We start from the raw sequence: 25814 nt of genomic DNA, 5'->3' as shown, positions 1-25814 counted from the left end.
ACTGGGGAACTAAACCAGGAGTACGTTAAACGGTTTCGTTGTTCGGCCACCAGCTGGTTTTGCCTAGTAGTGTCGCGATGGCCGGCACGACGATGGTGCGCACTATAAAGGTGTCGAGCAGTAGTCCGATACCGATGATCAGTCCAACTTGGGTCATGATGGAGATCGAGCCAGCCATGAGGCCGAACATGCTGGCAGCGAAGATGAGGCCGGCCGAGGTGATGACCGATCCGGTGTTGGTGACGGTTCGTAGAACGCCGATTCGTATGTTGTTCTGGGATTCCTCGCGTAGGCGAGAGATGAGCAGCATGTTGTAGTCTGCGCCGACGGCGACGAGGACTATGAAAGCCAATAGCGGTACAGGCCAGGCGATCTCGGTTTTGAGGATGTGTTGGAAGATTAGGACGCCGATGCCCAGTGCCGCGGTGTAGTTGAGGACGACGGTTCCTAGGAGATACAGCGGTGCGATGAGTGCTCGGAGGAGAAGGATTAGGATCAGGCCGACGATGATGAGGGTTGCCAGTGCCAGGAGTTGAAAGTCGTCGGCGAGTAGGCGTTGCAGGTCGGCGTTGATGGCGGGGAATCCGGCGATTGCGATGTGGGAGTCCTCCAGGGTGGTGTTCGGTCTGGCGGCGTTTGCAACATCGGTGATGGTGTTGGTCAGTTGTATGGCTTCGGTGCTGTAGGGGTCGAAGCTGGTTTGTATTGCGTAGCGCACGGTATGGCCGTCGGGCGAGACGAATTGGCGAGCGACATCGACAAAGCGGCGGTCTGCGTTGGCTTGAGGTGGCAGGTAGAAGCCGGTCGCGGAGTCTGTTCCGGCGGTTTCGCGGGCGGAGGTTTGGAGTTGCGTGGCTAGGGTGGCCATCCCGGCTAGTTGCTGAAGGTTGCTGTCGATCAGCGCGGACACGCCGTCGGCGAGTTGTCGTGATCCTGCGGCGAGCTGACTCACGCCAGTTTGGAGTTGAGTGATCTTAGCGGGCAGGTCTTGGTTGTTGATGGTGCTCAGGGTGGAGTTGAGGGAGTTGACGGTTGCGGTGAGTTGGTCGGTGACCGTCGTGAGGGGTGTGTCTAGTTGTGCGAGTTGTGTTGACAGGGTGGTGATCTGGTCGAGCAGTCCACTCCCTAGTGTGGCGTTGAGGTCGCGAATCTGTGCGCGCAGGGTTGCGCACTGGGGGACTTGGGCGCACCAGGGCGCTGAGTCGAGGAGGGGTAGGATTGAGGTCACTGTTGTCAGCGCCGCGGATGTTTGGCGGGTCAGGGCGGCAAGTTGTGGGGCGTTCTGTGAGGCGCGGTCGAGTGCGGGCGCGGACGCGGCGAGCTGGCGCAGGAGTGGTTGGTACTGCTGGATTTGTTGACCGGCGGTGCTTGCTTGGGTGAGGATACCGGCGAGTGGCGTCAGGTTGAGGCGTAGCTGGGTGTCGAGTTGGGCCAGCCCGTCGGCGAGCTGGTTGGCACCGGAGCGCAACTGCTCGAGGTCGCCTTTTCGTTGCTGGCCGTCTGCGACGGCGCCTGCCACCTGGTCCCCGATCTGACCGTTCTGCCACGACAGCTCGGCCTGTTCGAGTTTGTCGCCGGTGGGGCGGGTGACGCCGATGACGCGAGTCACCCCGGGAATTTGGGATACCCGCGAAGCCATCTGCTCGAGGTCGGCAAGTCCGCTGGCGGTGCGTAGGTCGATCGGCGCATCCACCACAAGAAACTCAGCAACCGTCACATCTGTGGGGAAATGGCGGTCAAGCAGCGCATATCCCTGGTTGCTGTCGGTCGTCGCGGGTTGGCCCTGGCGGTCGTCATAGGTGATGTGGATACCCATCGCGATCGTGCTCAGCACGATCAGCCCCACCATCGTTATAGCGAGAAGGGGGACTGGGCGGCGGACGACAAGCACCGCCACGCGATTCCAGTACTTGCGCGTGAGGTCTCGTCGGGGGTTGCCCCAACCGAAGCGGGCTGCCCACTGCAGCACCGGCGGCAGCAAGGTGACAGTGGCGAGGAACCCGATGAGGATCGCGATCGCGCAGGCCGGACCCAAGGTGGAAAAGACGCTCAGTTCGCCGAACGCCATAGCCAGGAATGCCAGTGCCACCGTCGCCGCCGAGGCCAAGATGACCCGTCCGATCGTCGCTGTAGCGTCCACAAGAGCATCCGCGGTAGGCGCGCCTTGGCGCAACCGCTCGTGATAGCGGCTGATGAAAAAGACTGAGTAGTCCACCCCGGCCCCGAGCAGAATGACCGTCATGAATGCGACGGTGAACTGAGACACCGGCATTCCGAGCTCACCTAGTGCGGACAAGACGCCGCGGCCCACCCCAAGGCTGACACCAATCACCAGCAACGGCACCAGTGCTGTGAACAGCGATCGGTACACCACCAGCAAGATCAGGGCGATCAGCGCGACTGTGGCCAAAGTGATCACGACCAGGTCGCTCTCGGCACTCACGATCTGATCACTGAAGGTGGCTGCGGGTCCGGTGACATGAACCGCGGTACCAGTATCTTCAAACACCCGGCGTGCGGTTTCGCGGACGGTTTCCACCGCATGAGTCGCCGCCGGACCGCCCAGGGTCCCCGAGACCCCGACGGGCAGATACCAGGCCTTGCCATCCTCACTCAACGCCTGGCGGGCAGTGATCGGATCCGACAGCAAGTCACGAACCGATTGCACATCGTCAAAATTTTCACGGAGCTGTAGGACCAACGCGTCGTATCGCTCTCGCGTGACCTCTGTAAGCCCATTCGGGTTCTCCATGGTCACGAAGACAGTGGTCTTAGCGCCCTTTTCCCCGAATGCGCCACCCATTTGATCAAGAGCTTGAAAGGACGGAACCCCTGCAGGGATCGGATCTACCGATTGCTGCCGCACCACCGTCTCCAACTGAGGAAACAGCACCGCCAACACCACCCCGACAGCTATCCACACCCCGATGACCAGGGACTTGTGCGTCAAAGTGAACCGCGCGATTCGTCCCAACGTGGAGCTGTACTCGCTGCGCTCGACCAACGGCCGCCTTGCCAAGCGCTTGTCATCGGGACGATGGACCACCATACGCAGTACCTCACCAACTCATCTGGCCCACAGTGGAACCATCGGTAGCGCTACGCTACAAGTTGTAGCGTAAAAGTGGAAGGCGGTGAGGCTATGTAGGCGGGCGCCGCCTGTGCGCCGCAAGAAAGTCATCGACGAGGCGCTCGAGATCAGCGACATCCATCGCGCGAATCCCGGTGAGCTTGGCGAAGACCAGAGGGCCTGCCAGCTGAGTGATCGCCATGGTCAAGTCCGGATCGTCGAGTTCAGCGGCGGCCGCGCTACTTGTCAACACTCGATCAAAGGGTTCTCGGTACTGGTTGACTACGCGCATCCGCAACGGCCCCAATGCGTTTGGTTCTTCGCCAGGTTGCTTGGGAACCATTGCCAACCAAGCCAGTGTGGTCAACTGCAACGGAGCCTGTTCGATGAGAGCAGCCTGGCGTTGCATCAATGTGACCAGGTCATCGCGAATCGATTGCGAGGTTTCAGGGTTGTCCACCTGAGGCAACAACCGCTCGAAGGCTGCTGCCACCAGGTCCGTGGTGCTCGCAAAATGTCGATACAGCGTGGTGCGGGCTACGCGAGATAGCCGGGTTACAGCCTCCACGGTGACCGCTTCGACCCCACCGCTGCTGAGCAGGGTCGCGGCAGCATCCAACAACCGCGCCCGCGAGCGAACCCGCCTCGGGTCCACATCATCGATATCGGCGATCTCCACCCTTGCCCACTTCCCGCTCCAGACCAACAGCACAAACGATACCGTCGGTAACAGAACGAAACTGCGAGTGCTCGAACACCGAACGAGGACCGCAGAGAGGACCACCCAATGGGCTTCGATCAGCGGCTACCAGCGCACTCGCCATCATGTATGGGATGTGGCAGCGACAACCCCAGCGGACTCCAGCTCGAGGTATACAGGCATGACGACCACGTCTACGCTGATCTAACCTTCGACGAACGCCAATCAGGAGCACCCGGCCTAGCTGTACCGACCCGGGACGTTAGGTACGGCGTTCGGCGAGTCGACGTGACATAGGGAAGACCTCCGAGTGAGGTGTGGAGCTGTCTAAGAACCGCTCCTCAACCCGGAGGTCTTCATGTCCCACCGTAATTCACCGCTGTCCCCGACTGGCCGGTTGCGTCTGGCTCGGTGTGTTGTGGACGACCGGTGGCCACTGCGCCGCGCAGCTGACCGGTTCAACGTGTCAGTCACCACGGCCAAGCGATGGGCGGATCGCTACCGCGACCACGGGCCGGCCGGAATGGGTGATCGGTCCAGCCGGCCCCGATCGTGTCCGCATCGCACCAGCCGGCGCCGGGAACGCCGGGTCGTCGGGTTACGCGTCTCCCGCCGCTGGGGGCCAGCCCGGATCGGATACCACCTGGGGTTGAACGTCTCCACGGTGCACCGCATCCTCACCCGCTACGGCTGCCTATGTGGTTCCCCCGGAATCGTGGAGGACTCCTCTATGCGGCTTCGGGCTCGGTGACTGCGGTGTTCTCGTAGTCGACCGGACTCATCATCCCGATCGCGCTGTGGCGACGCTGGTGATTGTAGAAGCCGTAGCACCACTCCAACACGACCGCCTGCGCCTCCATGATAGTATGGAACTCGTTGCGTGACAACACTTCCCACTCCAAAGAAGAGAAGAATGCCTCCGCTGCGGCGTTGTCGAAACACGATCCGACCCGGCCCATCGACTGCCGGATACCCATCTTCTGGCACAGCCTGGTGAACCGTCTCGCGGTGTACGTCGACCCACGATCGGTGTGGAAAATCAGCTTCTGCGCATCGTCATCACGCCATATCGCCTGCATACCGCCCCGCGTGGCGACCCCCATCTCGATCGCCGCACACGCCAACGCTGCATCCGGGTGACGACTGGTGGCCGCCCCCAGCAGGCGGCGACTGTAGAGGTCGATGACCGTGGCCAGATACAGCTTGCCCGCCGCGGTCGGGATCTCGGTGATGTCGCCGACCCACCGCTGATCGGGGCACTGTGCGGTGAAATCGCGACCCAACAAATCGGGGAACTTCGGGGCGGTCTTGTCCTGACGGGTCAGCCCGTTGCGCCGGCGGATCCGCCGCGCGACCAGGCCCTGACGACACATCGAATCAGCGACAGTCTTCTCGGTCACCGTCCACCCGTCAGCACGCAGATCCGCATGCAGGCGCGGTGACCCGTGCAGGCCGCGGGCCTTGTCGAACGCCACCGCCACGGCCCGGTCGATGGTGTCCCGGCGATAGTCGCGGGTGGTGTGCAAACCCGTTGCCGCACCCGGCGATTGGGTCCGCTTATGCCATTTGTAGAACCACGCCTCGCTGACCCCGAGCAGCCGGCAGGACACCGCGTGTGGCACCCGATAGTTGGTCCTCTGGTCGGCGATAAAGCGTGCCACGCTCACTTCGTCGCCTCCTTCACCCACAGGACCACTGATCGCTTGAGGACATCACGCTCCATGCGCAGCTCGGCGACCTCGTCACGCAACCGTTTGAGCTCAGCAGCGTCATCAACGGTCAGCTCGCCGCGGCCCTCCCGCTCGGCGCGCGCCCGGTTGACCCAGTTACCCAAGGTGCCCTCGTTGACCCCCAGGTCTCGAGCGACCTGGGCGATCGGCTTACCTGTCTCCTCGACGATCCGGACCGCCCCATCACGAAACTCCCGGTCGTACTTCTTCCGCTTCTCTGGCATCGTGCTCCTCATTATCGATGCCTCTACGGTTCGGGGGGAACCTCAAGGCGGGTGACCCATCCGGTGGTGGTGTCGAAGAGCACAGGGTAGGCGTTGTGCGCGGCTTTGATCCCGAGCGCGATCGCGAGGTGGGTCTTACCCACTCCAGGTGGTCCGAGAAGGATCACGTTGTCGCTCTTGGCGATCCAGGTGCTGGTGGCCAGATGGGCGATAACATCGCGACGCAATCCTGGAAGGCGGTCGAAGTTGAAGTCCTCGAGTGTCTTGACCGCGGGGAAGCGAGCGCCACTGATCCGCAGCACGGTGCCGTTGGCTTCGCGTTCACTGACCTGGCGGTCAAGGATCGCTGCGAGGTACTCCTCGTGGGTCCAGTTGTCGGTGCGGGCCCGCTCGGCCAACTCGGCCCAGCAGCGGCGGATCGCTGGCATCTTCAACGCCCGCGCCGCGAACTCGATCTGCTTACCTGTGTGATTGTCGGACATGGTATTTCACCTTTCAGTGATAGTGGACGGGGTGGGTGGTTGAGCACCTGACGGGGTAGCAAAGTGCACCCCGAACAGGTCGTCGTAGTCTGGTAGCGCCCGGATCGGTACCTCGTGGCCGTCGGGGTGGGCGCGGATGCGGGCGGCGTTTCGGGCCCGGTTGGCGAGGTCTTGGCGGCGGTAGTCGCGGCGCAGTTCTTTGGCTGCCCGCACGTGCTGAGGGTCGGCGATGGTGACGTGGTTGGCCCAGCTGCGAGCGTGGTCGGCGACGGTGACCTCGCCGCACTGGATGCGCACCTGCTGCAGGTCGGCGGTGATGTCGACGAAGCGACCGATCACCGACGGGTGCACCGAATAGTCATTGCCGGCCACACGTACGTAGTAGTCGCGACCGAGTCGCACCCGGCTACTCAACCCGATATGAGGTGCGGTCGGGGGAAGCCCGGCCATCTGCTCGAGGTCCTCGGCGAGCGCATCACACGGGCGTCGATCACCGATCGCGCGCACCACTCGGGTGTTGGCATGATCGGCCAGCCACCGATCGAACTGGGCGGTGAAATCGTCCGGTGAGGCGAACTGGCGGCCCGGCAGGAACGAGGTCTCGAAGAATCGGTTGTTGCGTTCGACCATGCCCTTGTACTCGGGGTCTCGCGGTGGCGCCAGCTCCAGCCGAGTGCCCAAGGTGCCCACGAATCCTGCGGCCAGCGCGGTGGGTGTGCCCTTGGGGCCGATCGCGGCTTCGCGGTCCCACACCAGCTTGCGGGTCACCGCGCCCAGTTGCGACAGCAGCAGCCACATCCCCGTCAGGATGTCTCCGCCCTGGCGCGACGGGATCATCACCGCCGACCGGTATCGGGAGAACGCCAATGTCATCACCAATACCGGTAACATGGCGAATTGATTGTGGCCCACTGGGATTCGGTAGTCCGGGAACCACAGATCCCACTGCGAACAGCCGCCGGGCTCATAGATCACCCGATCGGCCGGATCTACCCCACGAAACTCCGGGCGAATCACCCGGACCCGGTCTTTGAGGACAGTCAACGATCTCGTCCACCCGATCCGCTCCGCGATCACCGTCGCCGGCATCGTCGGATACTCCCGCAACAACGCCCGGATCTGCGGTTCGAACGCATCGACCACCGAGCCCTTCGCCGGTCGCGAGTACTTCGGCGCGGTGTCTGAGGCCAACGCCGCCCGCACCGTGTTACGGGCCACCCCCAACCGGCGCGATCTCCTTGATCGGCACACCCTCACTGCGATGCAAACGGCGGATCTCCGCCCACTGCTCCACTGAAATCACCCTCCTAACAAGACGGGGGTCAAAATTCACCCGTCGTCAGGGGGTCAGTTTTCAGGCGCCGTCAACATACCCTTCGGGATCGATCCAACGACCGCGTCACCAGGTAGAGCGTTTTGAGTGCGGACTGCTCGTTCGGGAAGTGCCCTCGAGCGCGCACCGCACGCCGCTAGCGGGGCGTTGAGACTTTCGCTAGCGTTGGTGGAGCACAACACTCGTCGAATTTCGACGTCGTTGTCAAGGAACGGGATGAACTCCTCCCACGCACTCTCCCACAGGGTCACGATCGCCGGGTACGGCGTGCCCCACTTCTCAGCGAATTCCTCCCATCGCAGCCGGGCCTCAGCGGCGGTCAGCGCGGTGTAGATCGGTCTGAGATCGGCGCTGATCTTGTCCCTATACTTGCGGGAGGCGTACTTGAAGGTGTTCCGGATCAAATGGATGATGCACGTCTGTACCGTGGCCAACGGAAACGCGGCAGACACACTGTCGGGCGACCCTTTCAAGCCGTCACAGACAAGGGAGAAGATGCCCCTGGCACCCCGGTTCTTGAGGTCGGTGAGCACCGCCCGCCGGAACGTGGCCGACTCGCTGCCGCCGTCGCCAGCCCACATGCCGAGGATGTCTTTGTGCCCATCGAGATCAACCCCGATCGCGGCGTAGATCGGCCGGCTACTCACTCACGCACCTCATCCGCGGTGGTGACATCGTGTTCTTGACCAGTCTCAACTGGCCCTGCCACCAGGGCATCCACGCCCTCGACTGTGTCGGTCATCGTCGTGATTCCTCCTGCCCCACGCCGGGGGCGATCAAACCACTTACACCGAATCAGCGACAGTCCCCCCTGCGGCGTCAGTCTGTACGCGTGAAGTTGGCGAAGAAGTCATCGATTGTTGATAGGTCGGCATACCGTCGAAAATGAGCGACGTCGACCTTGACGAAGACACCGCTAGAGGTGAAATACGTTCGATCATCGAACGATCCAACGGCCGCGATGTGCAGTAGGCGATCCGACTCGTGGTCAATCCAAGCAGAGAGGCGAATGGGAGTGTGCAGAGGGACCGGCTGACGGTATTCGACGGTCAGGGTGCGGGTCACCGCGGGGGTCCGCGCGATCCACAGGGTGAAACCCATGATGTCGTCGCAAGCGGCCGAGATCGCTCCGCCGTGCGCCAACCCGGGCGCGCCAAGGTGCCTCTCGTCGAAGGTGTGATCGGCGTACACCCGCTCGCCACTCCGGTAGACCTCAAGTTGAAGTCCGTGGGGGTTTTCGCTTCCGCAGCCCATGCACTGGGACGAGTGCGCCGGCAGTCTTGCTTCTGAGGTCATCTTCTGATCGTTGTCCTTACTAAGCCGCCACCTACTCAAACAGGGTGCGGGGGTCGATGAGGTGTGGGAGCAGGTCCCGACACGGTCTTTCTGTAAACACTATAGGTAATACTGCCAGTACCTGGTACCGTCCATAACGCGCACCAGCATTAAGCGGCGCATACCCCGTGTACGAGGGAAGGAGAGGTCCATCACCACTCGGACCGGCGCCAACCGTTTCCTGGACGGCGCCGCCACTTTCGGTAGCACCCTCGGCTTGGCTGGCCAGGCCCTGCGGTGGGTAGCGGTAGACATTGCTACGGGACGGTTTCCGTTTCGCGAAGCCGTATCGCAGACTTGGTTCGTTATTGTCGTGACGACTCTGCCCGCGATTCTGGTAGCTGTGCCATTCGGTGTCATCGTGTCGGTACAAGTGGGAAGCCTCACTCAGCAAGTTGGGGCCACGTCAATTGCTGGCGCCGCTGGGGGCCTCGGGATCATTCAACAGGGAGCGCCCATCGTTACCGCCCTTCTACTCGGGGGCGCGGCCGGATCAGCGATTGCCTCTGATTTGGGCGCTCGAACGATTCGCGAAGAAATTGCCGCCATGGAGACACTCGGACTCAACCCCACCAGGCGCGTCGTAGCACCTCGGTTCGTATCTGTGTTGATCACTGCGCCGATGCTCTGCATGCTGATCGTCTTCACCGGGCTGCTGGCGGGCTACGCCATCAGCGTCGATGTCCAAGGCATCACACCCGGCAGCTATGTCGCATCGTTCGCGTCGTTCGCATCGGTAACCGACATCGTTGTCGCTCTATGCAAATCGCTTGTGTTCGGACTTGTCGTGGTGACGATTGCTTGTCACCGCGGGCTGTCGACGAAGGGCGGCCCTAAAGGCGTCGCAACCTCGGTCAATGCCACCGTAGTGCTGGGTGTCGTCGCGTGCTTCGTGATCAATGTCTTTATCACGCAACTAACAACCATGTTCGTCCCCCAAACCATTGGATGAGAAACGCCTCGTGACCACCGTTCCCTCCCGGAGGTTCTCCGCCGCCACCCGGCCGGTCGGTGCCGTGATCGCGCCCGTTGCACAAGTACCTGAACGCTTGGGGCACGTCGCGACCTTTGTGATCGCCGCGGTCCTCGGCATCCGCCATGTCATCACCACATACCGGCGCCAAACCCTGCTCTACATACAAGAATTCGCCTGGGGTAGAGGTGCAGTCTTGGTCGGTGGTGGAACGGCCATCGTCCTCGCCATCCTCGGCATCGCCGTCGGCGCCTCAATCGGTATCCAGGGTTACGCCTCGCTGGACCTCGTAGGGATGGGTTCACTGACTGGATTCATCTCTTCCTACGCTAACACCCGAGAGCTTGCGCCAATGATCGCTGCGATCGGGTTCGCAGCACAAGCCGGCTGCCGGTTGACAGCTGAGATAGGCTCGATGCGCATTTCCGAGGAGATCGACGCTCTCGAGGCTATGGCGGTACGTCCCATTCCCTTCGTCGTCAGCACTCGCGTAGTGGCGTCGATCACGACCGTGATTCCTTTGTACATCATCGCGCTTATTCTCGGATTCGCGGCCGCTAAGCTCGTCGTCACACAGGTACACGGCCAATCCGGCGGCACTTATGATTTCTATTTCGACCAGTTCCTCAAACCTCAGGACCTTATCTTCTCGCTCATCAAAGTTCTTGTATTTGTCGTTTCCGTAGTGATTATCCATAGCTATCAGGGCTACTTCGCCACAGGCGGAGCTGAGGGGGTAGGCCGGGCGTCCGGCCGAGCGATCCGCACGAGCCTCATCGTCATCGTCGTGGAGGACATGATTCTGACACTTCTGATGTGGGGATTCGATTCCGGCGTACGGATTTCTGGGTAGGGGGGTTCAGTGGCTGTCTTTCATGATCCGTCCGGGCGCGAACCATCGCACGGGAACCTGGTCCTTCGGGGGGTCGCCCTCTTAATCCTCGGCGCGATAGCTGCCTACTTACTGATAAGTGACGCTAACGGTGACTTCAGCGATCACACGTCGTTGACCATCAACACCGACGCGATAGGCGACGGATTGAAGGGGGGATCGGAAGTGAAGTACCTTGGGTTCACCGTGGGCGAGGTCTCGAGCATCTCGGTTCGAGACCGTGGCGCGACGGTCAAAATCAACTTCACCGGTTCCGGCAACGACCTAGATCTCCGGCAGGGCATGACGGTGAATTACACTTCGGCAAACGCACTGGGACCGACGGCACTGGAAATCGTAGATCCTGGACACGGACCGCCCATCGGTTCCGGCGGGAGTGTCTACGTAAGCAGGTTGCAGTCTGAACAGACCTCGGTGTCAACACTTGTTCGCAAGATCTCCACGCTGGTCGAGGCACTGGACCAGCCCTCGTTCGAAGCGGTGGTGAGGTTCATCGTCGAGGATTCGCAGGCAATGTCTGATAGCGGAAAACTCGTATTCCAGATCGCGAAGCTCACGCGGGATGTCCAGAAACGGCCGGTCGGGGAGGACCTAGAAATTGCAGCCAATCTGTCCACCGGAGTCGCCGACTTCATGACGCCGTTCGTCCCTGGCGTCTTGAAGAACGTCGATATCGCTGACTTTTTCGCCACTCAACAGAACATCGATCGCACGAAAAGCAATCTCGGCGACACGGGAAAGGTTCTGTTCGGTGCACTCGGCGGACTGCTCGACAAGAATTACCCGGCCCTGAGTTCGCTGTTAGACGTCGGCCTTGATCTAGCGCGGCCCGTCGCCAGATCCGCCTCGGGGCTCGTTCGCACGGTGTACACGATCCCGCAGATCCTCGATGGCATCGACAAAGCCTTGCCGAAATTCGGCGACCGAGTCCAGCTCCAGCTAGCACTGGTGGTCCAGACCTCACCTGCTCTACAAAGCGCATTGAGAATGGGGGGGCCCACGGGATGACTCTGAGGTCTCTGACACCCACAATCATTAAGATCACCGCGTTCACCGCTGTCATCGGCGTCCTTACGTATGTCATCATCGCGATTCTGCAGCCGACCAACGAAGGATCCTCCAGTTCGCAGCGTTCCGCGGTTTTTGCCGACGCTTCCGGACTCAAGCCCCGCGACGGGGTACGACTCGCTGGAGTGAAGGTGGGATATGTAACGGCTGTCGACCTGAAGGGATCAACAGCGATCGTCCGTTTCCAACTGGACGACGGCGTCTCGATTACCCCCGCGACGACTGCCGCCGTCCGTTACCAAAACCTGCTGGGGCAGCGGTATGTGGAGCTCATCAATGCCGGACAAGGCGCCGACCAGGAGTCGATCACACAGGTGGCACTCAACAAGACCGTCCCGTCGTTCGACGTATCGACACTATTCAACAGTTTCAAACCAGTATTCGATACATTGAATACGGCCGAGATCAATGAGCTTCAGTCGAACCTGCTACGGGTCGCCCAGGGGGACGGTCGAGGTATCGCACCAGTCATGAAGCAAGTCGCGAACATCACCGAGTACGGGAACCAGCGTTCAGAGATCATCACCAACATTGTGACGAGCCTGGGACAGGTGTCTGATCAGTTGATGGGGCGCTCCGCCGAACTGGTCGAGTTGATAGACAAATTGGGGTCAATCGTCGATGCGTTCAGCCGCGTGAGCGATCGCCTGAGGGCCTCGCTGCGGGAGGTCAACCGTTCGATGGCGAAGACTGTGCTCTCCGGTGAGCAGATCGAGTCGACCTACGACACCAGCTTCGCGGCCATTTATCAGAGATTGGTGCGGGAGCCAGGGGATACAGAAAGCTTACTGAACGGTGCCGTTCTCCTGAAGCCACTCCTGGACGCCCTGGAAACTACATCCAAAGCGACACCTTCGTCCTCGGCGGCAGGGTGCGCCCGAGGAGTGCTCGACCTACCGAGAACAGCGCAGATCGCCCTGATGGGTCAACGACTGGTGGTGTGCCAGTGACCCGCTTCTTCGATAAGCGTCCGCATCACCGCCCGCAGCGTCGGCGCGACCTCATCCTGGCGGGAGTCGTTACGATGGTCACGGTGGCCGGCCTCGTCGTGGCGGGTGCTGTGTACATCTCACCGCCCGGACAAACTATCTACAGTGCCAAGTTAGTCAATACCGGCGGATTGGAAGCCGGCGACCAGGTACGTATCGCCGGGATCAGGAAAGGCAAGGTCGCGTCAGTCGACCTGACCGGAACGTTCATCACCGTGCGATTCCGGCTGGATGACTCGATTGCCGTTCGGTCGGACGCGACGGCGAACGTCCGTCTCATCACCCCTATTGGTGGACGTGTATTGGACCTCGACCCAGGTTCAGGCCCGTCGGCCCTCGACGGTGCAATCCCACTGGAGCAGACAAGCAGCACCTACGACATTTCCAGCACGCTTGAGACAACCACACCGGTGTTCCGTGACGTGCGTGGTGTTGATCTACGGCGCACAGCGGCGCTGCTACAGAATGCTTTCTCCGACGGAAACACCAATATCCCTGATGCCCTGCAAAACGCGAGCAGCCTGATGGACCTACTGCAACGTCAGTACGCACAACTCGACAAGACGATGACGTTGTCCGATGAGTACGTCGCCGCCCTCGCAAACCGCAAGCAGGTACTCGTGGACTTCCTCCGCCAGCTCAGCTTCCTTGCCCGCACCCTTGGACCAGACATCGCCAACGTCCAGAACGGATTCGATTATCTGCGCCGTCTTTTCAAGCTACTGACCCGACCGCTTGTCGCGTACCGCGACGGAATAGAACCATCGGTACAACAGTTCAAGACCCTTCTGAACAAGGTGTCGGCCCAGATGCCCGCCTACGCAAACGCGCTGACCCAGGTCGATCAGATCACCAGACGACTGAGCATTCTTCTCGACGCTCCAGAGGTCGGTCCAGCGAGTCCTGAACCGACTGTCCGCATCTGCATCCCGAGTGGTGATCAAAAATGCTGACAGAGCGGATGCGTCAGCATCTGATCCCGATCGCCACCATCGTCACACTGGCAGTAGTGATCGCGGCCGTAGGAATCAACTATGCGACAGCCGACGACGACACGCGGCCACTATGTGCGGAGTTTTCCGACGCATCAGGTCTGTACGAAGGCAACTCCGTCGCGATGCTCGGCAAGAAGGTGGGCAGGGTCGTAGGCATTCACGAGGAGGGCCAGAGGGGCGTGCGTGTCGACATGCGGATCGACAAGACCGTGCCGCTTCCCGCGGATGTGGGGGCCACCCTGGTGTCCACCTCGATTGTCACCGAAAGACAAATCGAGTTCACCCATCCCTATCGCGGCGGAGAGCATTACGAGTCGGCCAAGTGCATACCACTGAACAAAACCAGGACTCCACTGGGGATTAGTCAAACGCTCGACGCGATCAGCACTCTTTCCGATGAACTCGTCAAGGACGGCGGACGTGACACCGATGCGATTCTCCAGGCGCTCACGCTCGTCTCCAAGAACATGGAGGGAACCCAGGGCGATATCTCTGGCATTCTCAAGGACTCGGCCACGCTGATCAACGATCCGACCCGGCGTGATGGTCAGATACGCAGAATTGTAGCCAACCTCGCGACCTTAACCGGTGTTGCCACCGAGAACAGTGCTGAGGTGACCCAGCTGTTCGACAACTTCGTCGGCGCAATCGAGGTGATTGTTGCTTTCGGTCAAACATTCGGCGCCGCAACAGAGTACGCAGGTACCTTCGTCCCCATCCTGTCGCGATTGGCGTCCGACTTCGGTCCACCGATCTTCGCAATTGGTGATGCTGCGGTTCCACTCCTCGCGCAAGTAGGCAAGCAAGAGAACATCCTGGCGACCGTCGCCGCTCGAACGGCTGACCTCATCGTCAAGCATCCGGATGCGAAGTCGATCCTGCGGGCATTCGCCGTGTCTGTCCCACTGCAGACCCTAAGAACGGCGTGTGCCTCTCCCCCCGTCAACGGCGTCTGCAGGACGGGTAACGAAGTGGCGACGATCGCTAACTTGATCGGAGGGCAATCTCAATGATGACCTACGGCTACCTTCGCCGTGTCACGGCCGCGATCGTGACGCTGTTCGCAGCGACCATCGCCCTCGCCGCCTGCAGCATCAACGCCGACAACCCGCCGACCATCGGCGGATCATCCGCCCGAGACGGCTACGACATCGAGATCGAGTTCACGAGTGCTCTGAACTTGCCTGCCCGTGCCAAAGTCCTCTCTCGAGGGATTGACGTCGGTGCCGTCACCAGCGTCACGTACGACGGAGGCCACGCGCTGGTTGCCGCCCGAATTGATAAAGACGCCCAACTGCAGGAAGATTCGCGCGCGGAACTCCGCCAAGACACTCTCCTGGGCGAGATTTATGTGGCCATCCTTCCCCCCGCACAGCAGTCCACCCAAGCCTTGCTGCACGCGGGATCGGTAATACCTCTCTCACGCACCGAACCGGCTGCCAACGTCGAGGACGTGATGCGGGGGATGGCTAATGTACTGGGCGGGGGTGAACTCGATAAAATCCATACCGCGATATCGACACTGAACTCGACCTTTCCGAGTGACCCCGCCCAATTCGATACGCTTTACCGCACGACGTTGCGCACCGTGTCTGAGGTGTCCGCCAACACCGACAAACTCGACGTAGTCCTGCAGTCGGCCGATCGCACACTGAAAGTGATCCTGGCCGACCCGTCAGGTACTGACCGAATGTTGACCAAGGGGGGAGTGAACTTCTATGGTCTGGGCTATTCGCTAATTGACGTCGCGCTACTTATCGCCAACCTGCGCGACTTCGCAGTATCTGCCGGCCGTATCGTCGACCCTGAGTATTCCCGCATCAAGGAAACGGTAGGAGCGATCGCGCCGGTAATCGCGTCCATCGCGTACTCGGACATCTACTCCAAGGATGTTTCCGACAAGGCGACGCGTGTAATACGCGAGAAGCTCATCCCATTCGTCAGCTCGCCAGATATCAACGTTTCCGACGTGTCTATCGACGGCCAAGATCTAGCCCGACGTGATGCCGGGTCGTTCATTAACGTATTGCGAGCGATCGGAATGATGCCATGATCCGCAGCACCGTCGTATCCCTGGTTGCCCTTGTCGTCGTCTTCCTCGTCGGAGCAACATACCTGACCATCGACGTGGCACGAATAAACCCGTTCCGCTCCGACTACACGATCTCGGCCATACTCAAGAGCTCGGGCGGCCTGCTCGACACATCGCCGGTGATGCTAGAGGGGGTGCCGGCGGGCAAGGTGACATCTATTCGCGTCACAGATAATCAGCTCGCCGTCGACATGTCCATCGACTCCGGCTACAAGATCCCTCGCGGCAGTGTCATGACGATCCAGAACCTCTCGGTCGCGGGAGAGCAATACATCAACTTCATCCCACCGGATACCACCACCAGTGAGTACTTGCGTAGTGGGGACCTAGTGCCCGCCAGCGCCATCCACGTGTCCCAATCCGTTCCCCAGGTGCTCCCGAAAATGTCGGCAGTGGCCGACGCGCTCGATCCAGCATCGATTCAGACCATCAACGAAACGATCTCGGCTGCAGTCGACGGCCGGCAAAAGGACCTCGACACGATCGGAGACATGATGCACCGCCTCGTGGACTTCGTCGGTGACGACGGTGCGGTCCGTACCACCGCGGACAATGCCGAGTTCCTCCTGGGCCTCATGTCGAACGTGGGCGGTGTGCTCAGTACCGCGTCGGTCCGGACCCCGGATGCCGTCGACGGTTTGGCGAGAATCCAACGTGCGTTCATCGTTTTCACCTCTACGTCCTACGACAAATGGCCACCAATCCTGAAGCTAGTGGAAAAGCTCAGCGGTTACATCCAGATACTTCAGCCCGACATTGTCGCCATCACCCGCGCGGTCAAACCGGCGACGGCGAAAGTCGCAGACACATACGTCGACTTCGGATCGATCGGTGATCTCCTGGCGCGAACATTCCCCGCGTCCCATCGGGGACAGGCGCAAATCCCGATCGCCGTCACACCATCACCCCGCTGACGCCCGATGTCTCCCCCCCCTACCCCAGCATTTACAGAAGGCAGCAAATGACCGCACACGACAACGGATCAGAATCCGAGGACAGCGGCACCGAAAATGAGCTGACTACGGCTTCCGATAAGGCAGACCGCGGCGACGCCACTAGTGCCACAGAACCTGCGACGTCACAGGACGTTTCCGCCTCGGACGAGGCAAGCCCCCCGACGTCCGAGGCCGAGCAGCGCTGGGGATCAGCACGCCTCCAGGTGGTGGCCGTCGGTGCTCTCGTGGTAGTACTCGCGGTGCTGGCCGGGCTCTTTGCTTACCTCTACATTGACATGCGGCAAGCAAAGACGTCCCTGGAGGACGCCGCCACACAACGAGCGCAGGCAGCGCAGGCAGCATCGGACTACACCACAAAGTCGCTCACGTACAGCTACCAAAACACCGACGCATTCTTTACCGAAGTGAAAGAGAATGCCAGCGATGCGTTGGTCAAGCGATACGACGATGTCGAACCCACCCTGACCCAAATCATGAAACAGGCCAAGGTCCAAGCGGCGGGACGCGTACTGGCGACCAGCGTCACCGGCAGCGCCAGCGAGAACCGGGGGGAATACACGGTGCTGGTCTTCGCCACCCAGAAGACCCAGAATGTTCAGAACCCTCAGCCGAGCGAACTCCCCACACTGTTGAAAGTCGTCGTGCTGAAGACCGATAACGGCTGGCAGATCCAGGATTACGGACCTGCCGAATGATCCAGCGTCCGCCGCGAAAGGAGAGTTAGATGAAAAGCACCATGCAGGAGGTGCCGATGACAGTGTCATCGATACTGCGCCACGTCGCAACCAATCACACTGTTAGGCAGGTGATTACCTATTCCGTGAACGGCTCTGCCCGGTATGCGACCTACGGCGATCTTGAAGAGCGATGCGCACGTCTGGCGAATGCTCTGCGTCGGGTCGGCGTGGTCGGCGACGACCGCGTGGCAACGATGCTGTGGAACAACCAGGAGCACCTCGAAGCGTACGCTGCGGTACCCGCGATGGGCGCGGTGCTGCATACGCTGAACATCCGGTTGTCACCGGCTCAGCTGCAGTTCATCGCGAACCACGCCGAAGACAAGGTCATTATCGTGGACGGGTCGCTGGTTCCGTTGTTGGCGGCGGTCCTACCGGGCTTGGCGACGGTTCGGGTTGTGTTCGTTACCGGCGACGGCGACACCTCCCCGCTCGACGGGCACGGCGTGACCGTGATGCGATATCATGACGCGCTCGCAGCGGAATCCCCAGTGTTCTCTTGGGTCGATCCCGACGAGCGGTCGGCTGCGGGTATGTGTTATACGAGCGGCACTACAGGCGATCCCAAGGGGGTCGTCTACAGTCATCGCTCGGTGTTTCTGCACTCCATGGCAGCGTGTACCGGTAACGCTCTGGCGATCGCAGAAGCCGATCGTGTACTTCCCGTCGTGCCGATGTTTCATGCCAGCGCCTGGGGTCTGCCCTACGCGTCGCTGATGGCCGGCGCGGACTTGCTGATGCCTGATCGATACCTTCAAGCAGCGCCGCTCGCTGACATGATCCAACAACATCGCCCCACGAAGGCAGGAGCAGTACCGACAATCTGGAACGATCTTCTTCAGTACGGTATCGCGAATCCGGGTGTCGACTTGTCATCGATCGACCTTGTCGCCTGTGGTGGAGCTCCCGTCCCGCAGTCGTTGATCGAGGGGTTTGCGGACCGCTTCGGCGTACAGATTATTCAGGCGTGGGGTATGACTGAGACGTCCCCGCTTGCAGCGGTAGGTCGGCCTCCCGCCGGGATCGGCCCCACAAAGGAAATATCTTACCGCAAGCGACAGGGACGGGCAATTTGCGGGGTGGAGATGCGCCTCATCGACGAGGGCGGCCTGCCTGTTCCCCGTGACGACAAGTCCGTCGGTGAACTCGAAGTGCGGGGTCCGTGGGTCACAGGCAGCTACTACCGACTCGAGGACACCGAGAGGTTTCGGGATGGCTGGTTGCGGACCGGCGACGTGGGACACATCAGTCCGGACGGGTATCTGACGCTGACCGACCGGTCCAAGGACGTCATCAAGTCCGGGGGCGAATGGATCTCGTCAGTGGAGCTCGAGAACTGGATCATGTCGCACCCGGATGTCGCCGAGGCCGCGGTTGTCGCGATGCCCGACCCCCGATGGCAGGAGACAGCTCTCGCTGTTGTGGTTCCGGCACCGGGTCGCGAAGTGTCGGCTGACACGCTCCACGAGTGGTGCCTAAGAAATTGCCCGGAGGAGATCCCGCACTGGTGGATCCCGAACAACTGGACGTTCATGGAGCAGATACCACGGACGAGCGTGGGCAAGTTCGACAAGAAGGTGTTGCGCGCGAAGCATGAGCAGGGCGAGCTGCCGGTTGTATCGAACTAGCGCCGCACGGGGTCGGCTTCGCGTCCGCACTGGCCGAGATAGGACACCGCCGAGGTAAGGCACAGATGTGCCCACCGAACGTCCTCAGCGTTCGGTGGGCACGTATTTATTGGAGCGATCCGTCTGCCCGATGGCCCCGGTGGGAAAGACAGAACCGTCACTGGGAATTGCGCGGCCATTCATCTCTCACTCATCGTTCGTTGGGCGCCGTTTTATCGAGCGTCGTAGAGTTTGCGAGGTGGACATCGCAGCCAGCGCTCCACATTCGCAGTCATCAGCACACAACATCGAAGGGGCCACCATCATGGCCGAGGCTATCGTGGGCGCAATCATTACCGACATCGTCGGCGAACTGGTCACCGGATCGATCGAGTCCGGATCAGACGAAGCTACCGCTTGAGCGCTTCACAGAAGAACACACCGCCCCGTGGCTTCTGCCGCGGGGCGGTCTCTTGGTGCGCGGGGGCTCGAGAGCTTGTCAAGATGTCTGTGTAAGAACGTGGCTCCTGATTTTCTTGTGGTCTGTGGGGTCTAGTGGCGCGAGTTTGAAGTTGTTGGACGGTTGGCTTTTTCCAGGATCTGTTCGGCGGTTTTGGTCCAGACGAATGGGTGGGCTCTGGGGTTCCATCCGTCGATGAACGCGCGGATTTTGGTGTTGAGGTCTTTGACGGAGGTGAACACTCCGCGGCGAATCGCTTGGCGTTCGATGATGCCGAACCAGACCTCGACGAGGTTCATCCAGGAGGCGTGTGTTGGGGTGAAATGCACGATGACCCGAGGATGCTCGGCAAGCCACTTCTTCACGTTGGCATGTTTGTGAGCTGCATAGTTGTCCATCACCAGGTGTAAGTCGACCGGATTACCGGTGTCATCGACGGTGTCGCGGTAGGCCCGTTCGACCTGCTTGAGGAAAGCCAGGAACTCTTGGTGGCGATGCTTGGGCTTGAGTGCGGCGGTGACTTTCCCGGTCGCGATATCGAGGGCAGCGAACAAGGTGGTGGTGCCGTGCCGGTAGTAGTCATAGGAGCGGCGTTCGACCTTGCCCGGTTGCATCGGCAGGATCGGCACCGTTCGATCCAACGCTTGAATCTGGGACTTCTCGTCAACGCAGAGCACGATCGCGTTCTCCGGCGGATTCAAGTACAAGCCGCAAATGTCGGTGACCTTGCCCACCAACTCCGGGTCGGTGGAGAACCGAAACGACTCGGCCTTGAACGGTTTGATCCCATACGCTCGCCATGCTCGGGCGACCGAGGCGTCGGAGATTTTCAGCTTCTTCGCCAGCAGCCGAGTCGACCAGTGCGTCACCCCAAGGCTTTTCGGCGGTGGCGTGAGCGTGGCGACGATAATCGCATCCCTATCGAGCCGTCGCGGCCGCCCAGAGCGAGGACGATCAGTCAGGCCAGCCAGACCGCGCTCAAGGTAGCGCTCGCGCCACGCGATCACCGTCGTCGGCGACGCGTCTACCAACTCCGCGATCCGCCGATTCGCCACACCATCAGCAGCAAGCAGCACCATCCGCGCCCGCTTCGCCGCCGACGCCTGCACCGAGCCCGAGCGAGTCCACGACTCCAGCACCTCACGATCACCATCACCCAACATCAACGCCGCAGCAGGACGATTCGCCATACCCCATTATCGCAGCAAACCAACCGTTCAGTCAGTTACGACGCGCGCCACTAGCTGAGGTGGGGTTCGATCCGGTCGGGGTAGGCCAGTGCGAGTTGTCCGAGGGCCTGTTTCCAGTTGGTGACGACCTGTCCCTCGACCAGTCGTCCGAGGGCCTTACGGGGCTGTGACCGCCTGGTCCCGCGTTCTTTGAGGCGTTGAGCGGCTCGTTTGTCTTCGATGTCGCAGATGGCCAGCCACAAGAGTTTGCGGACCGCGATGTCGTTGGGGAAATGTCCGCGGTTCTTGATGACCTTGCGGAGCTGGTAGTTCAATGACTCGATCGAGTTGGTGGTGTAGATGACTTTGCGCAGCTCGGGCGGGAATGCCAGGAAGGGGATGAACCGATCCCAGACTCGGTCGAAAGCCATTGCCGCACTCGGATATTTGGCGCCTAGTTCCGAGTCGCGGAAGGCTTCCCACTCGCGGCGGGCGGTCTCGGCGTCGGGGGCGGTGTAGATCGGTTTGATCGCCCGGGCCACGTCTTTGCGGTCTTTGTGGTTCACGAACCGCATCGAGTTGCGGATCAGATGCACCAGACAGGTTTGCACGGTGGCCAGCGGCCAGGTCACCTCGATTGCCTCGGGGAATCCGGTGAGCCCGTCACAGCACACGATCAGCACGTCCTTGACGCCGCGGTTGGCCAGATTCGCACACACCCCGGCCCAGAACTTGGCGCCTTCTTCGGCCTGTATCCAGATTCCCAGCACATGCTTGACGCCGGCCATGTCGACGCCAATAGCGATGTGGGCGTGCTTGTTTCGAACATGAGAACTGTCTTTGACGTTCACCACCAGCGCGTCGAGGTAGATGCCGGGACACAACGGCTCCAGCGGCCGGTTCTGCCATTCGTCGACCGCGTCGAGGACCTCGTCGCAGATCTTGGAGATCGTCTCGTGCGAGAGATCGGTGCCGATCGTGGCGGCCAAATGGTGTTGGATATCGCGCAACGTCATGCCGCCGGCGTACAGCGGGACCACGATCTTCCACTCCAGCCCGTACAAGACCGTCTCCGACGTCGAGTTCGCGGCCGCTGGTTGGGTCGACTGGTACAACAACAGCAGGCTGCACTCGAGTATCGGCCAGATCCCCCCGACCGAGTTCGAAACGCTCCACTACTCTGGCCTCGGCCCGAGGACCAGCCCACAATGGAGGCGGCACAAAACCTCGGGTCGTTCAGTCCCTGTGCGTGAGGCTCCGGCCCGCAACCCCCAACACATCGCCGTGGAGTCACCCATACCGTCTAGCGTTGTACGGACGCAATTCGTCTATCACGAGCGACCGTGCCGCGTCATGCCCTATGCCGATCCTTACCTGTTGACGGGATGGTCGGGAAGTTCAGGGACCGACGCTTGTCAGATCCCCATGGGTTCGTCCGCGTGTCTTTTGCGATGGTCCCGGGGCGCGCCGGAAGCGGTCGATGTCACCCGGCCACCAGCTTGCAGTGCCCAGCAGCACCGCTAGTGCCGGGACTACTAAGGTCCGCACCAGGAACGTGTCGAGCAGCAAACCGACACCGATGATGAACCCGATTTGCACCATCACATCGATGGAGCCGACCATCAGCCCGAACATGCTGGCTGCGAAGATCAACCCGGCCGAGGTGATCACCGAACCGGTGTAGGCGACGGTACGCATTACTCCGACCCGCACGCTCGCTCTCGTCTCCTCTCTCAGGCGTGAGACCAGCAGCATGTTGTAGTCAGCGCCCACCGCCACCAAGACGATGAACGACACCAGTGGAGCTGGCCAGGCGATCCCGGCACCGAGGATGTGTTGAAGTACGAGCACACCGATACCAAGAGCCGCCATATAGTTCAAGACGACGGTTGCAAGGAGATAGACCGGTGCAACGACGGCCCGCAACAACAGCATCAGGATCAGACCCACGATGAGAAGTGTGGCTATGCCAAGCAGTTTGAAATCGTACGACAACAACCGCTGGACGTCGGCATTGATCGCAGGAAAGCCCGCGACCGAAGCACGTCCGCCCTCCAGAGTGGTGTTCGGCATCGCGTTCTCGGCGACGCTAGACAGCTCGTTCGCCAGCGTCATTGCATCGGCAGAGTATGGGTCGTAGGAGGTCTGTACCGCATAGCGCACGGTTTTCCCGTCGGGCGAGATGAACTGTCGAGCGACCTGACTGAACTGCTGGTCCTTGAACGCATCCGCGGGGAGATAGAAGCCGGTTGCCGAATCAGAATCGCCGATCTCGCGGGCGGGAGCCCGAAGCTGTGCGGCGACCTGTGCTAGTCCACCGAGTAGCTGAACGTTGCTGTCCACCAAAGCCCCGACTCCGTTCGACAACTGACGTGCGCCGTCGGCGAGTGCGCCGACGCCGGACTCGAGTTGCGAGACCCTGTTCCCGAGGTCCTGTCCACCGATGGTCTGTAGTGCAGAATTCAGCGTTTGAAGAGAACGCTGCAGCTGTGCCATGTCGGTAGAGCCTGGCGCACTCACGCGGCCGAGTTGCGCGGCAAAGTTAGCCACCCTCGCGAGCGACTGATCATCCGCGAGTGCCCGGATGTCGGCCGTTTGCGCGCGCAGTGCCGAGCACTGCGCGATCTGCTGACACCACGGAGCTTCCAATGCGGACAACGCTGGCGCGACCGCGTCTGCCGCAGACTGGGCCCGACGTGCGAGTTGAGACAGCTCAGGCGCTCGCTGGGAGAACTGTCGAAGCGTTGGGGCGGCGCTCGCGAGTTGGTTCACCAACGGCCGGTACTCATCGAGTTGTGGGCCAAATGACGACACCTCGTCTAGCAACCCCGACAGCGGAGCGAGATTGGATGAGATCTGGTCTTCTAGCAGTGCCAGGCCTCCGGCGAGCTGCTCTGATCCGGTCTTCAGGACGGCCAGATCACCCTTGCGGGCCTGTACATCTCCGGTCTCCTCGGTGATCTTGGTACCGATCTGATCGTTCTGCCAAGACAATTGCGCCTGCTGCAGCTTCTCACCGGTTGGCCGCGTCACGCCAATGACCCTGGTCACGCCGGGAATCTGCGCGACGCGGGATGCCAACTGGTCGAGGTCGGCAAGGCCTTGAGCCGTGCGCATGTCGTTCTCGGACTCCACCACCAAGAATTCCGAGATAATGATGTCTTTCGGAAAGTGGCGGTTGAGCAGCGCGTAGCCTTCGTTGCTCCCTGTGTCAGTTGGCTGCCCCTCTCGATCGTCGTAGGTGATCTGGATTGTTGCGGCGACCAGGGCGAGGCCAATCAACGCGACTACACTGATCGCGAGCAGAGGGACCGGCCGCCGGATAACCATGACTCCGACTCTTCTCCAGTAATCCCGCGTCAGGTCACGGCGGGGAAGGCCGGCCCCTCTCTTGGCAGCGAAGGAGAGCACGGGGGGCAACAATGTCACCGTCGCCAAGAATGCGAATGCTATGGCGATTGCGCAGGCCGGCCCCAAAGTGTTGAACACACTGAGCTTGGCGAAGGCCATAGCCAGGAAGGCTAGGGCCACAGTGCCCGCCGATGCGAGAACCACGCGGCCGATAGTTGCATTCGCGTGGGCAATAGCGGCATCAGGAGAGTTGCCTGCTCGAATACCCTCATGATAGCGGCTGATGAGGAACACCGAATAGTCAACTCCGGCACCGAAGATGATGACGGTCATGAACATCGAGGTGAACTGGGATACCGGCATGCCCAGCTCGCCTAGTCCAGATAGAACTCCGCGACCCACGGCCAAACTCATGCCCACGACAAGCAGCGGCATCAGCGCGGTGAACACCGAACGGTAGACGACGAGGAGGATCACGGCGATCAGCAGCACGGTGGCGACAGTGATCAGGACCAGATCCGACTCGCCCACGGCGAGTTGGTCGCTAAAGGTCGCGGGTGGGCCTGTCACACGGACTCTCGTCTCAGTGTCGCGAAAGATTCTCTCCGCGGTGTCGCGTACCGCTGCGACCGCCTCCGCGGTATCGGGTCCCCCGAGTGTGCCGGTCACTCCCACGGGCAGATACCAGGCTTGCTTGTCTTTGCTGAGAGCCTGACTCGCAGTGAGGGGATCGCTCAGCAGGTCTCGGACGGCGATGACGTGCTTGTCGTCCGCCCGCAGGGTGTCGACAAGCACGTGGTATCGATCGCGGGTGTTGTCGGACAGGCCTGCACTGTTCTCCATCACAACGAATACGGTGGTCTTGGCGCCGCGCTCGTCGAAAGAGGCGCCCATACGGTCCAAGGTCTGAAAAGACGGGACTCCGGCCGGGATCGGATCCACAGATTGTTCCCGTACCACTGACTCCAGTTGAGGAAAGAGAAGGCCTAAGCCGATAGCGGCACCGAGCCAAACCAGCGTCACAATCCCTTTGCGGCGGAGGGTAAACCATGCAACCCGCTCAAGGGTCGGACTGTATTCGCCGAGTTTCTCGCCCCCTCTCGACGAGCGGGTTCGAATGGGAGACGAACTCACCATGTGCAATATCCTCTCGACCTGAAGTGGGCGACCCAATCGTTCGGATCCGTCTGGCGAACGTCCGTGCGGTGGATGATTGTCACTTGTGGTGGTGCTCGGCCATGTCTTCGACCTCCTCGAGAGTGGTGGGCAGGTGGTATGGGGGGGTGCTCTTACCTGAGATGCGGTATCGGCCCCAGAAGTCGGGATCCCCGACGACACACTCCGCCCGCCCCTCAGCGGTCGTAAATACAGCGATCGCGCGGGCGCCTTTCAGGAGCCCGTCGAGCTCATCATTCTTCTGAATCCGGCCATACCAGGTGTATAAGCCGTTCAGCGGCTGGAAATAACCTCTTATTTTCGCTTCGACATGGATCTCCGTCCCACGGCACACCAGGGTTCCTTCGCCGGAGTAGTCGAGGTCATGGTCGTCAGACATGCAGCCCTACCTTCTTCGCATTGAGCGTTGACAAATAACGCGGTTCGTGGATACTAGCAGTACCAGATACTGCGAGTAATGGGTACTGGGCGCCAG

General features: G+C 61.0%; 19 protein-coding genes and 7 pseudogenes. 14 read left to right on the top strand and 12 right to left on the bottom strand.

The features are described from left to right. Window positions 1-25 precede the first annotated feature (25 nt). Entirely contained in the window at window positions 26-3049 is a 3024-nt protein-coding gene (locus AC5ZH6_RS24955; RefSeq protein WP_005194693.1) for an MMPL/RND family transporter, read from the bottom strand. A 91-nt stretch (window positions 3050-3140) separates the two neighbouring features. After that, complete coding sequence (locus tag AC5ZH6_RS24950; RefSeq protein WP_288338148.1) at window positions 3141-3749, bottom strand: TetR/AcrR family transcriptional regulator; 609 nt, start codon at window positions 3747-3749, stop codon at window positions 3141-3143. 108 nt (window positions 3750-3857) lie between these two features. Here AC5ZH6_RS24950 and AC5ZH6_RS24945 point away from each other — a divergent pair. After that, a pseudogene (locus AC5ZH6_RS24945) lies at window positions 3858-4016 on the top strand (PaaI family thioesterase); the annotation flags it as partial. Between the two features lie 112 nt (window positions 4017-4128). Further along, a pseudogene (locus tag AC5ZH6_RS24940) lies at window positions 4129-4458 on the top strand (helix-turn-helix domain-containing protein); the annotation flags it as partial. 40 nt (window positions 4459-4498) lie between these two features. On the opposite strand, the gene AC5ZH6_RS24935 reads toward AC5ZH6_RS24940, so the two are convergent. From AC5ZH6_RS24935 to AC5ZH6_RS24910, 6 genes and pseudogenes are all read right to left on the bottom strand, one after another. Beyond that, a complete protein-coding gene (locus AC5ZH6_RS24935) occupies window positions 4499-5437 on the bottom strand; it encodes an IS3 family transposase (protein ID WP_496167630.1) in 939 nt (312 codons plus the stop codon). Further along, complete coding sequence (locus tag AC5ZH6_RS24930; RefSeq protein WP_005195137.1) at window positions 5434-5724, bottom strand: transposase; 291 nt, start codon at window positions 5722-5724, stop codon at window positions 5434-5436. Before AC5ZH6_RS24930 ends, AC5ZH6_RS24935 begins: the two co-directional genes overlap by 4 nt. A 44-nt stretch (window positions 5725-5768) precedes the next feature. Beyond that, a pseudogene (locus AC5ZH6_RS24925) lies at window positions 5769-6206 on the bottom strand (ATP-binding protein); the annotation flags it as partial. A 6-nt stretch (window positions 6207-6212) separates the two neighbouring features. Then, window positions 6213-7509 (bottom strand): annotated as a pseudogene (istA, locus tag AC5ZH6_RS24920) (IS21 family transposase). An 82-nt stretch (window positions 7510-7591) separates the two neighbouring features. Continuing rightward, window positions 7592-8186: pseudogene (locus AC5ZH6_RS24915) on the bottom strand (IS256 family transposase); the annotation flags it as partial. 172 nt (window positions 8187-8358) lie between these two features. Continuing rightward, entirely contained in the window at window positions 8359-8835 is a 477-nt protein-coding gene (locus AC5ZH6_RS24910) for a PaaI family thioesterase (protein ID WP_005194983.1), read from the bottom strand. A 256-nt stretch (window positions 8836-9091) separates the two neighbouring features. Here AC5ZH6_RS24910 and AC5ZH6_RS24905 point away from each other — a divergent pair, with 256 nt between their 5' ends. The 11 genes from AC5ZH6_RS24905 to AC5ZH6_RS24855 all read left to right on the top strand — a co-directional run bounded on the left by AC5ZH6_RS24905 (window position 9092) and on the right by AC5ZH6_RS24855 (window position 19604). Then, window positions 9092-9826, top strand: a complete 735-nt coding sequence (locus AC5ZH6_RS24905; protein ID WP_005194985.1) for an MlaE family ABC transporter permease — start codon at window positions 9092-9094, stop codon at window positions 9824-9826. A 10-nt stretch (window positions 9827-9836) separates the two neighbouring features. Beyond that, window positions 9837-10700 carry an ABC transporter permease gene (locus AC5ZH6_RS24900; RefSeq protein ID WP_006369623.1) on the top strand — a complete coding sequence of 288 codons (864 nt, stop codon included), beginning with the start codon at window positions 9837-9839 and terminating at the stop codon, window positions 10698-10700. A 9-nt stretch (window positions 10701-10709) separates the two neighbouring features. Then, window positions 10710-11747 carry an MlaD family protein gene (locus AC5ZH6_RS24895; protein WP_005195121.1) on the top strand — a complete coding sequence of 346 codons (1038 nt, stop codon included), beginning with the start codon at window positions 10710-10712 and terminating at the stop codon, window positions 11745-11747. Further along, window positions 11744-12757: an MlaD family protein gene (locus AC5ZH6_RS24890; RefSeq protein ID WP_005195122.1), complete on the top strand. Its 1014-nt coding sequence runs from the start codon at window positions 11744-11746 to the stop codon at window positions 12755-12757. The genes AC5ZH6_RS24895 and AC5ZH6_RS24890 overlap by 4 nt, the downstream gene beginning before the upstream one ends. Further along, complete coding sequence (locus AC5ZH6_RS24885; protein WP_005195123.1) at window positions 12754-13749, top strand: MlaD family protein; 996 nt, start codon at window positions 12754-12756, stop codon at window positions 13747-13749. Before AC5ZH6_RS24890 ends, AC5ZH6_RS24885 begins: the two co-directional genes overlap by 4 nt. Next, window positions 13743-14804 carry an MlaD family protein gene (locus tag AC5ZH6_RS24880; protein WP_005195124.1) on the top strand — a complete coding sequence of 354 codons (1062 nt, stop codon included), beginning with the start codon at window positions 13743-13745 and terminating at the stop codon, window positions 14802-14804. The genes AC5ZH6_RS24885 and AC5ZH6_RS24880 overlap by 7 nt, the downstream gene beginning before the upstream one ends. Next, window positions 14801-15844 carry an MlaD family protein gene (locus AC5ZH6_RS24875; RefSeq protein ID WP_005195125.1) on the top strand — a complete coding sequence of 348 codons (1044 nt, stop codon included), beginning with the start codon at window positions 14801-14803 and terminating at the stop codon, window positions 15842-15844. The genes AC5ZH6_RS24880 and AC5ZH6_RS24875 overlap by 4 nt, the downstream gene beginning before the upstream one ends. Then, a complete protein-coding gene (locus AC5ZH6_RS24870) occupies window positions 15841-16797 on the top strand; it encodes an MlaD family protein (RefSeq protein WP_005195126.1) in 957 nt (318 codons plus the stop codon). The genes AC5ZH6_RS24875 and AC5ZH6_RS24870 overlap by 4 nt, the downstream gene beginning before the upstream one ends. Before the next feature lie 47 nt (window positions 16798-16844). Continuing rightward, window positions 16845-17534 carry a hypothetical protein gene (locus AC5ZH6_RS24865; protein WP_005195127.1) on the top strand — a complete coding sequence of 230 codons (690 nt, stop codon included), beginning with the start codon at window positions 16845-16847 and terminating at the stop codon, window positions 17532-17534. 29 nt (window positions 17535-17563) lie between these two features. Continuing rightward, window positions 17564-19204 (top strand): long-chain fatty acid--CoA ligase, encoded by a 1641-nt coding sequence (locus AC5ZH6_RS24860; RefSeq protein WP_266063751.1) that lies wholly within the window; start codon window positions 17564-17566, stop codon window positions 19202-19204. Between the two features lie 238 nt (window positions 19205-19442). Beyond that, window positions 19443-19604, top strand: coding sequence for a hypothetical protein (locus AC5ZH6_RS24855; RefSeq protein ID WP_005195129.1), 162 nt, complete (start codon window positions 19443-19445; stop codon window positions 19602-19604). A gap of 131 nt (window positions 19605-19735) precedes the next feature. Here AC5ZH6_RS24855 and AC5ZH6_RS24850 read toward each other — a convergent pair whose 3' ends face one another. Beyond that, the gene (locus tag AC5ZH6_RS24850; protein ID WP_496167943.1) at window positions 19736-20833 is read right to left on the bottom strand and encodes an IS630 family transposase; all 1098 of its coding nucleotides are present in this window, start codon (window positions 20831-20833) and stop codon (window positions 19736-19738) included. A 50-nt stretch (window positions 20834-20883) separates the two neighbouring features. Further along, a pseudogene (locus tag AC5ZH6_RS24845) lies at window positions 20884-21855 on the bottom strand (IS256 family transposase); the annotation flags it as partial. Here AC5ZH6_RS24845 and AC5ZH6_RS24840 point away from each other — a divergent pair. Continuing rightward, window positions 21848-22018 (top strand): annotated as a pseudogene (locus AC5ZH6_RS24840) (integrase core domain-containing protein); the annotation flags it as partial. The pseudogenes AC5ZH6_RS24845 and AC5ZH6_RS24840 sit on opposite strands and share 8 nt — an antisense overlap. A 192-nt stretch (window positions 22019-22210) precedes the next feature. On the opposite strand, the gene AC5ZH6_RS24835 reads toward AC5ZH6_RS24840, so the two are convergent. Beyond that, the gene (locus AC5ZH6_RS24835) at window positions 22211-25300 is read right to left on the bottom strand and encodes an MMPL/RND family transporter (RefSeq protein WP_006438828.1); all 3090 of its coding nucleotides are present in this window, start codon (window positions 25298-25300) and stop codon (window positions 22211-22213) included. A gap of 79 nt (window positions 25301-25379) precedes the next feature. Beyond that, window positions 25380-25718, bottom strand: coding sequence for a DUF4873 domain-containing protein (locus AC5ZH6_RS24830; protein WP_005195185.1), 339 nt, complete (start codon window positions 25716-25718; stop codon window positions 25380-25382). Window positions 25719-25814: the final 96 nt, after the last annotated feature.

The sequence above is a fragment of the Gordonia sp. YC-XJ4 genome (genome assembly GCF_059511865.1).
Note: the sequence above shows the minus strand (reverse complement) of the source record. Positions and strands in the feature narration are given on the sequence as shown.

Bases quoted from the DNA above. Each gene is read 5' to 3' on its own strand.
- AC5ZH6_RS24955 (WP_005194693.1), bottom strand. From the start codon at position 3,049: ATGGTGGTCCATCGTCCCGATGACAAGCGCTTGGCAAGGCGGCCGTTG.
- AC5ZH6_RS24930 (WP_005195137.1), bottom strand. From the start codon at position 5,724: ATGCCAGAGAAGCGGAAGAAGTACGACCGGGAGTTTCGTGATGGGGCG.
- AC5ZH6_RS24910 (WP_005194983.1), bottom strand. From the start codon at position 8,835: ATGACCTCAGAAGCAAGACTGCCGGCGCACTCGTCCCAGTGCATGGGC.
- AC5ZH6_RS24890 (WP_005195122.1), top strand. From the start codon at position 11,744: ATGACTCTGAGGTCTCTGACACCCACAATCATTAAGATCACCGCGTTC.
- AC5ZH6_RS24880 (WP_005195124.1), top strand. From the start codon at position 13,743: ATGCTGACAGAGCGGATGCGTCAGCATCTGATCCCGATCGCCACCATC.
- AC5ZH6_RS24875 (WP_005195125.1), top strand. From the start codon at position 14,801: ATGATGACCTACGGCTACCTTCGCCGTGTCACGGCCGCGATCGTGACG.
- AC5ZH6_RS24870 (WP_005195126.1), top strand. From the start codon at position 15,841: ATGATCCGCAGCACCGTCGTATCCCTGGTTGCCCTTGTCGTCGTCTTC.
- AC5ZH6_RS24865 (WP_005195127.1), top strand. From the start codon at position 16,845: ATGACCGCACACGACAACGGATCAGAATCCGAGGACAGCGGCACCGAA.
- AC5ZH6_RS24860 (WP_266063751.1), top strand. From the start codon at position 17,564: ATGAAAAGCACCATGCAGGAGGTGCCGATGACAGTGTCATCGATACTG.
- AC5ZH6_RS24850 (WP_496167943.1), bottom strand. From the start codon at position 20,833: ATGGCGAATCGTCCTGCTGCGGCGTTGATGTTGGGTGATGGTGATCGT.
- AC5ZH6_RS24835 (WP_006438828.1), bottom strand. From the start codon at position 25,300: ATGGTGAGTTCGTCTCCCATTCGAACCCGCTCGTCGAGAGGGGGCGAG.
- AC5ZH6_RS24830 (WP_005195185.1), bottom strand. From the start codon at position 25,718: ATGTCTGACGACCATGACCTCGACTACTCCGGCGAAGGAACCCTGGTG.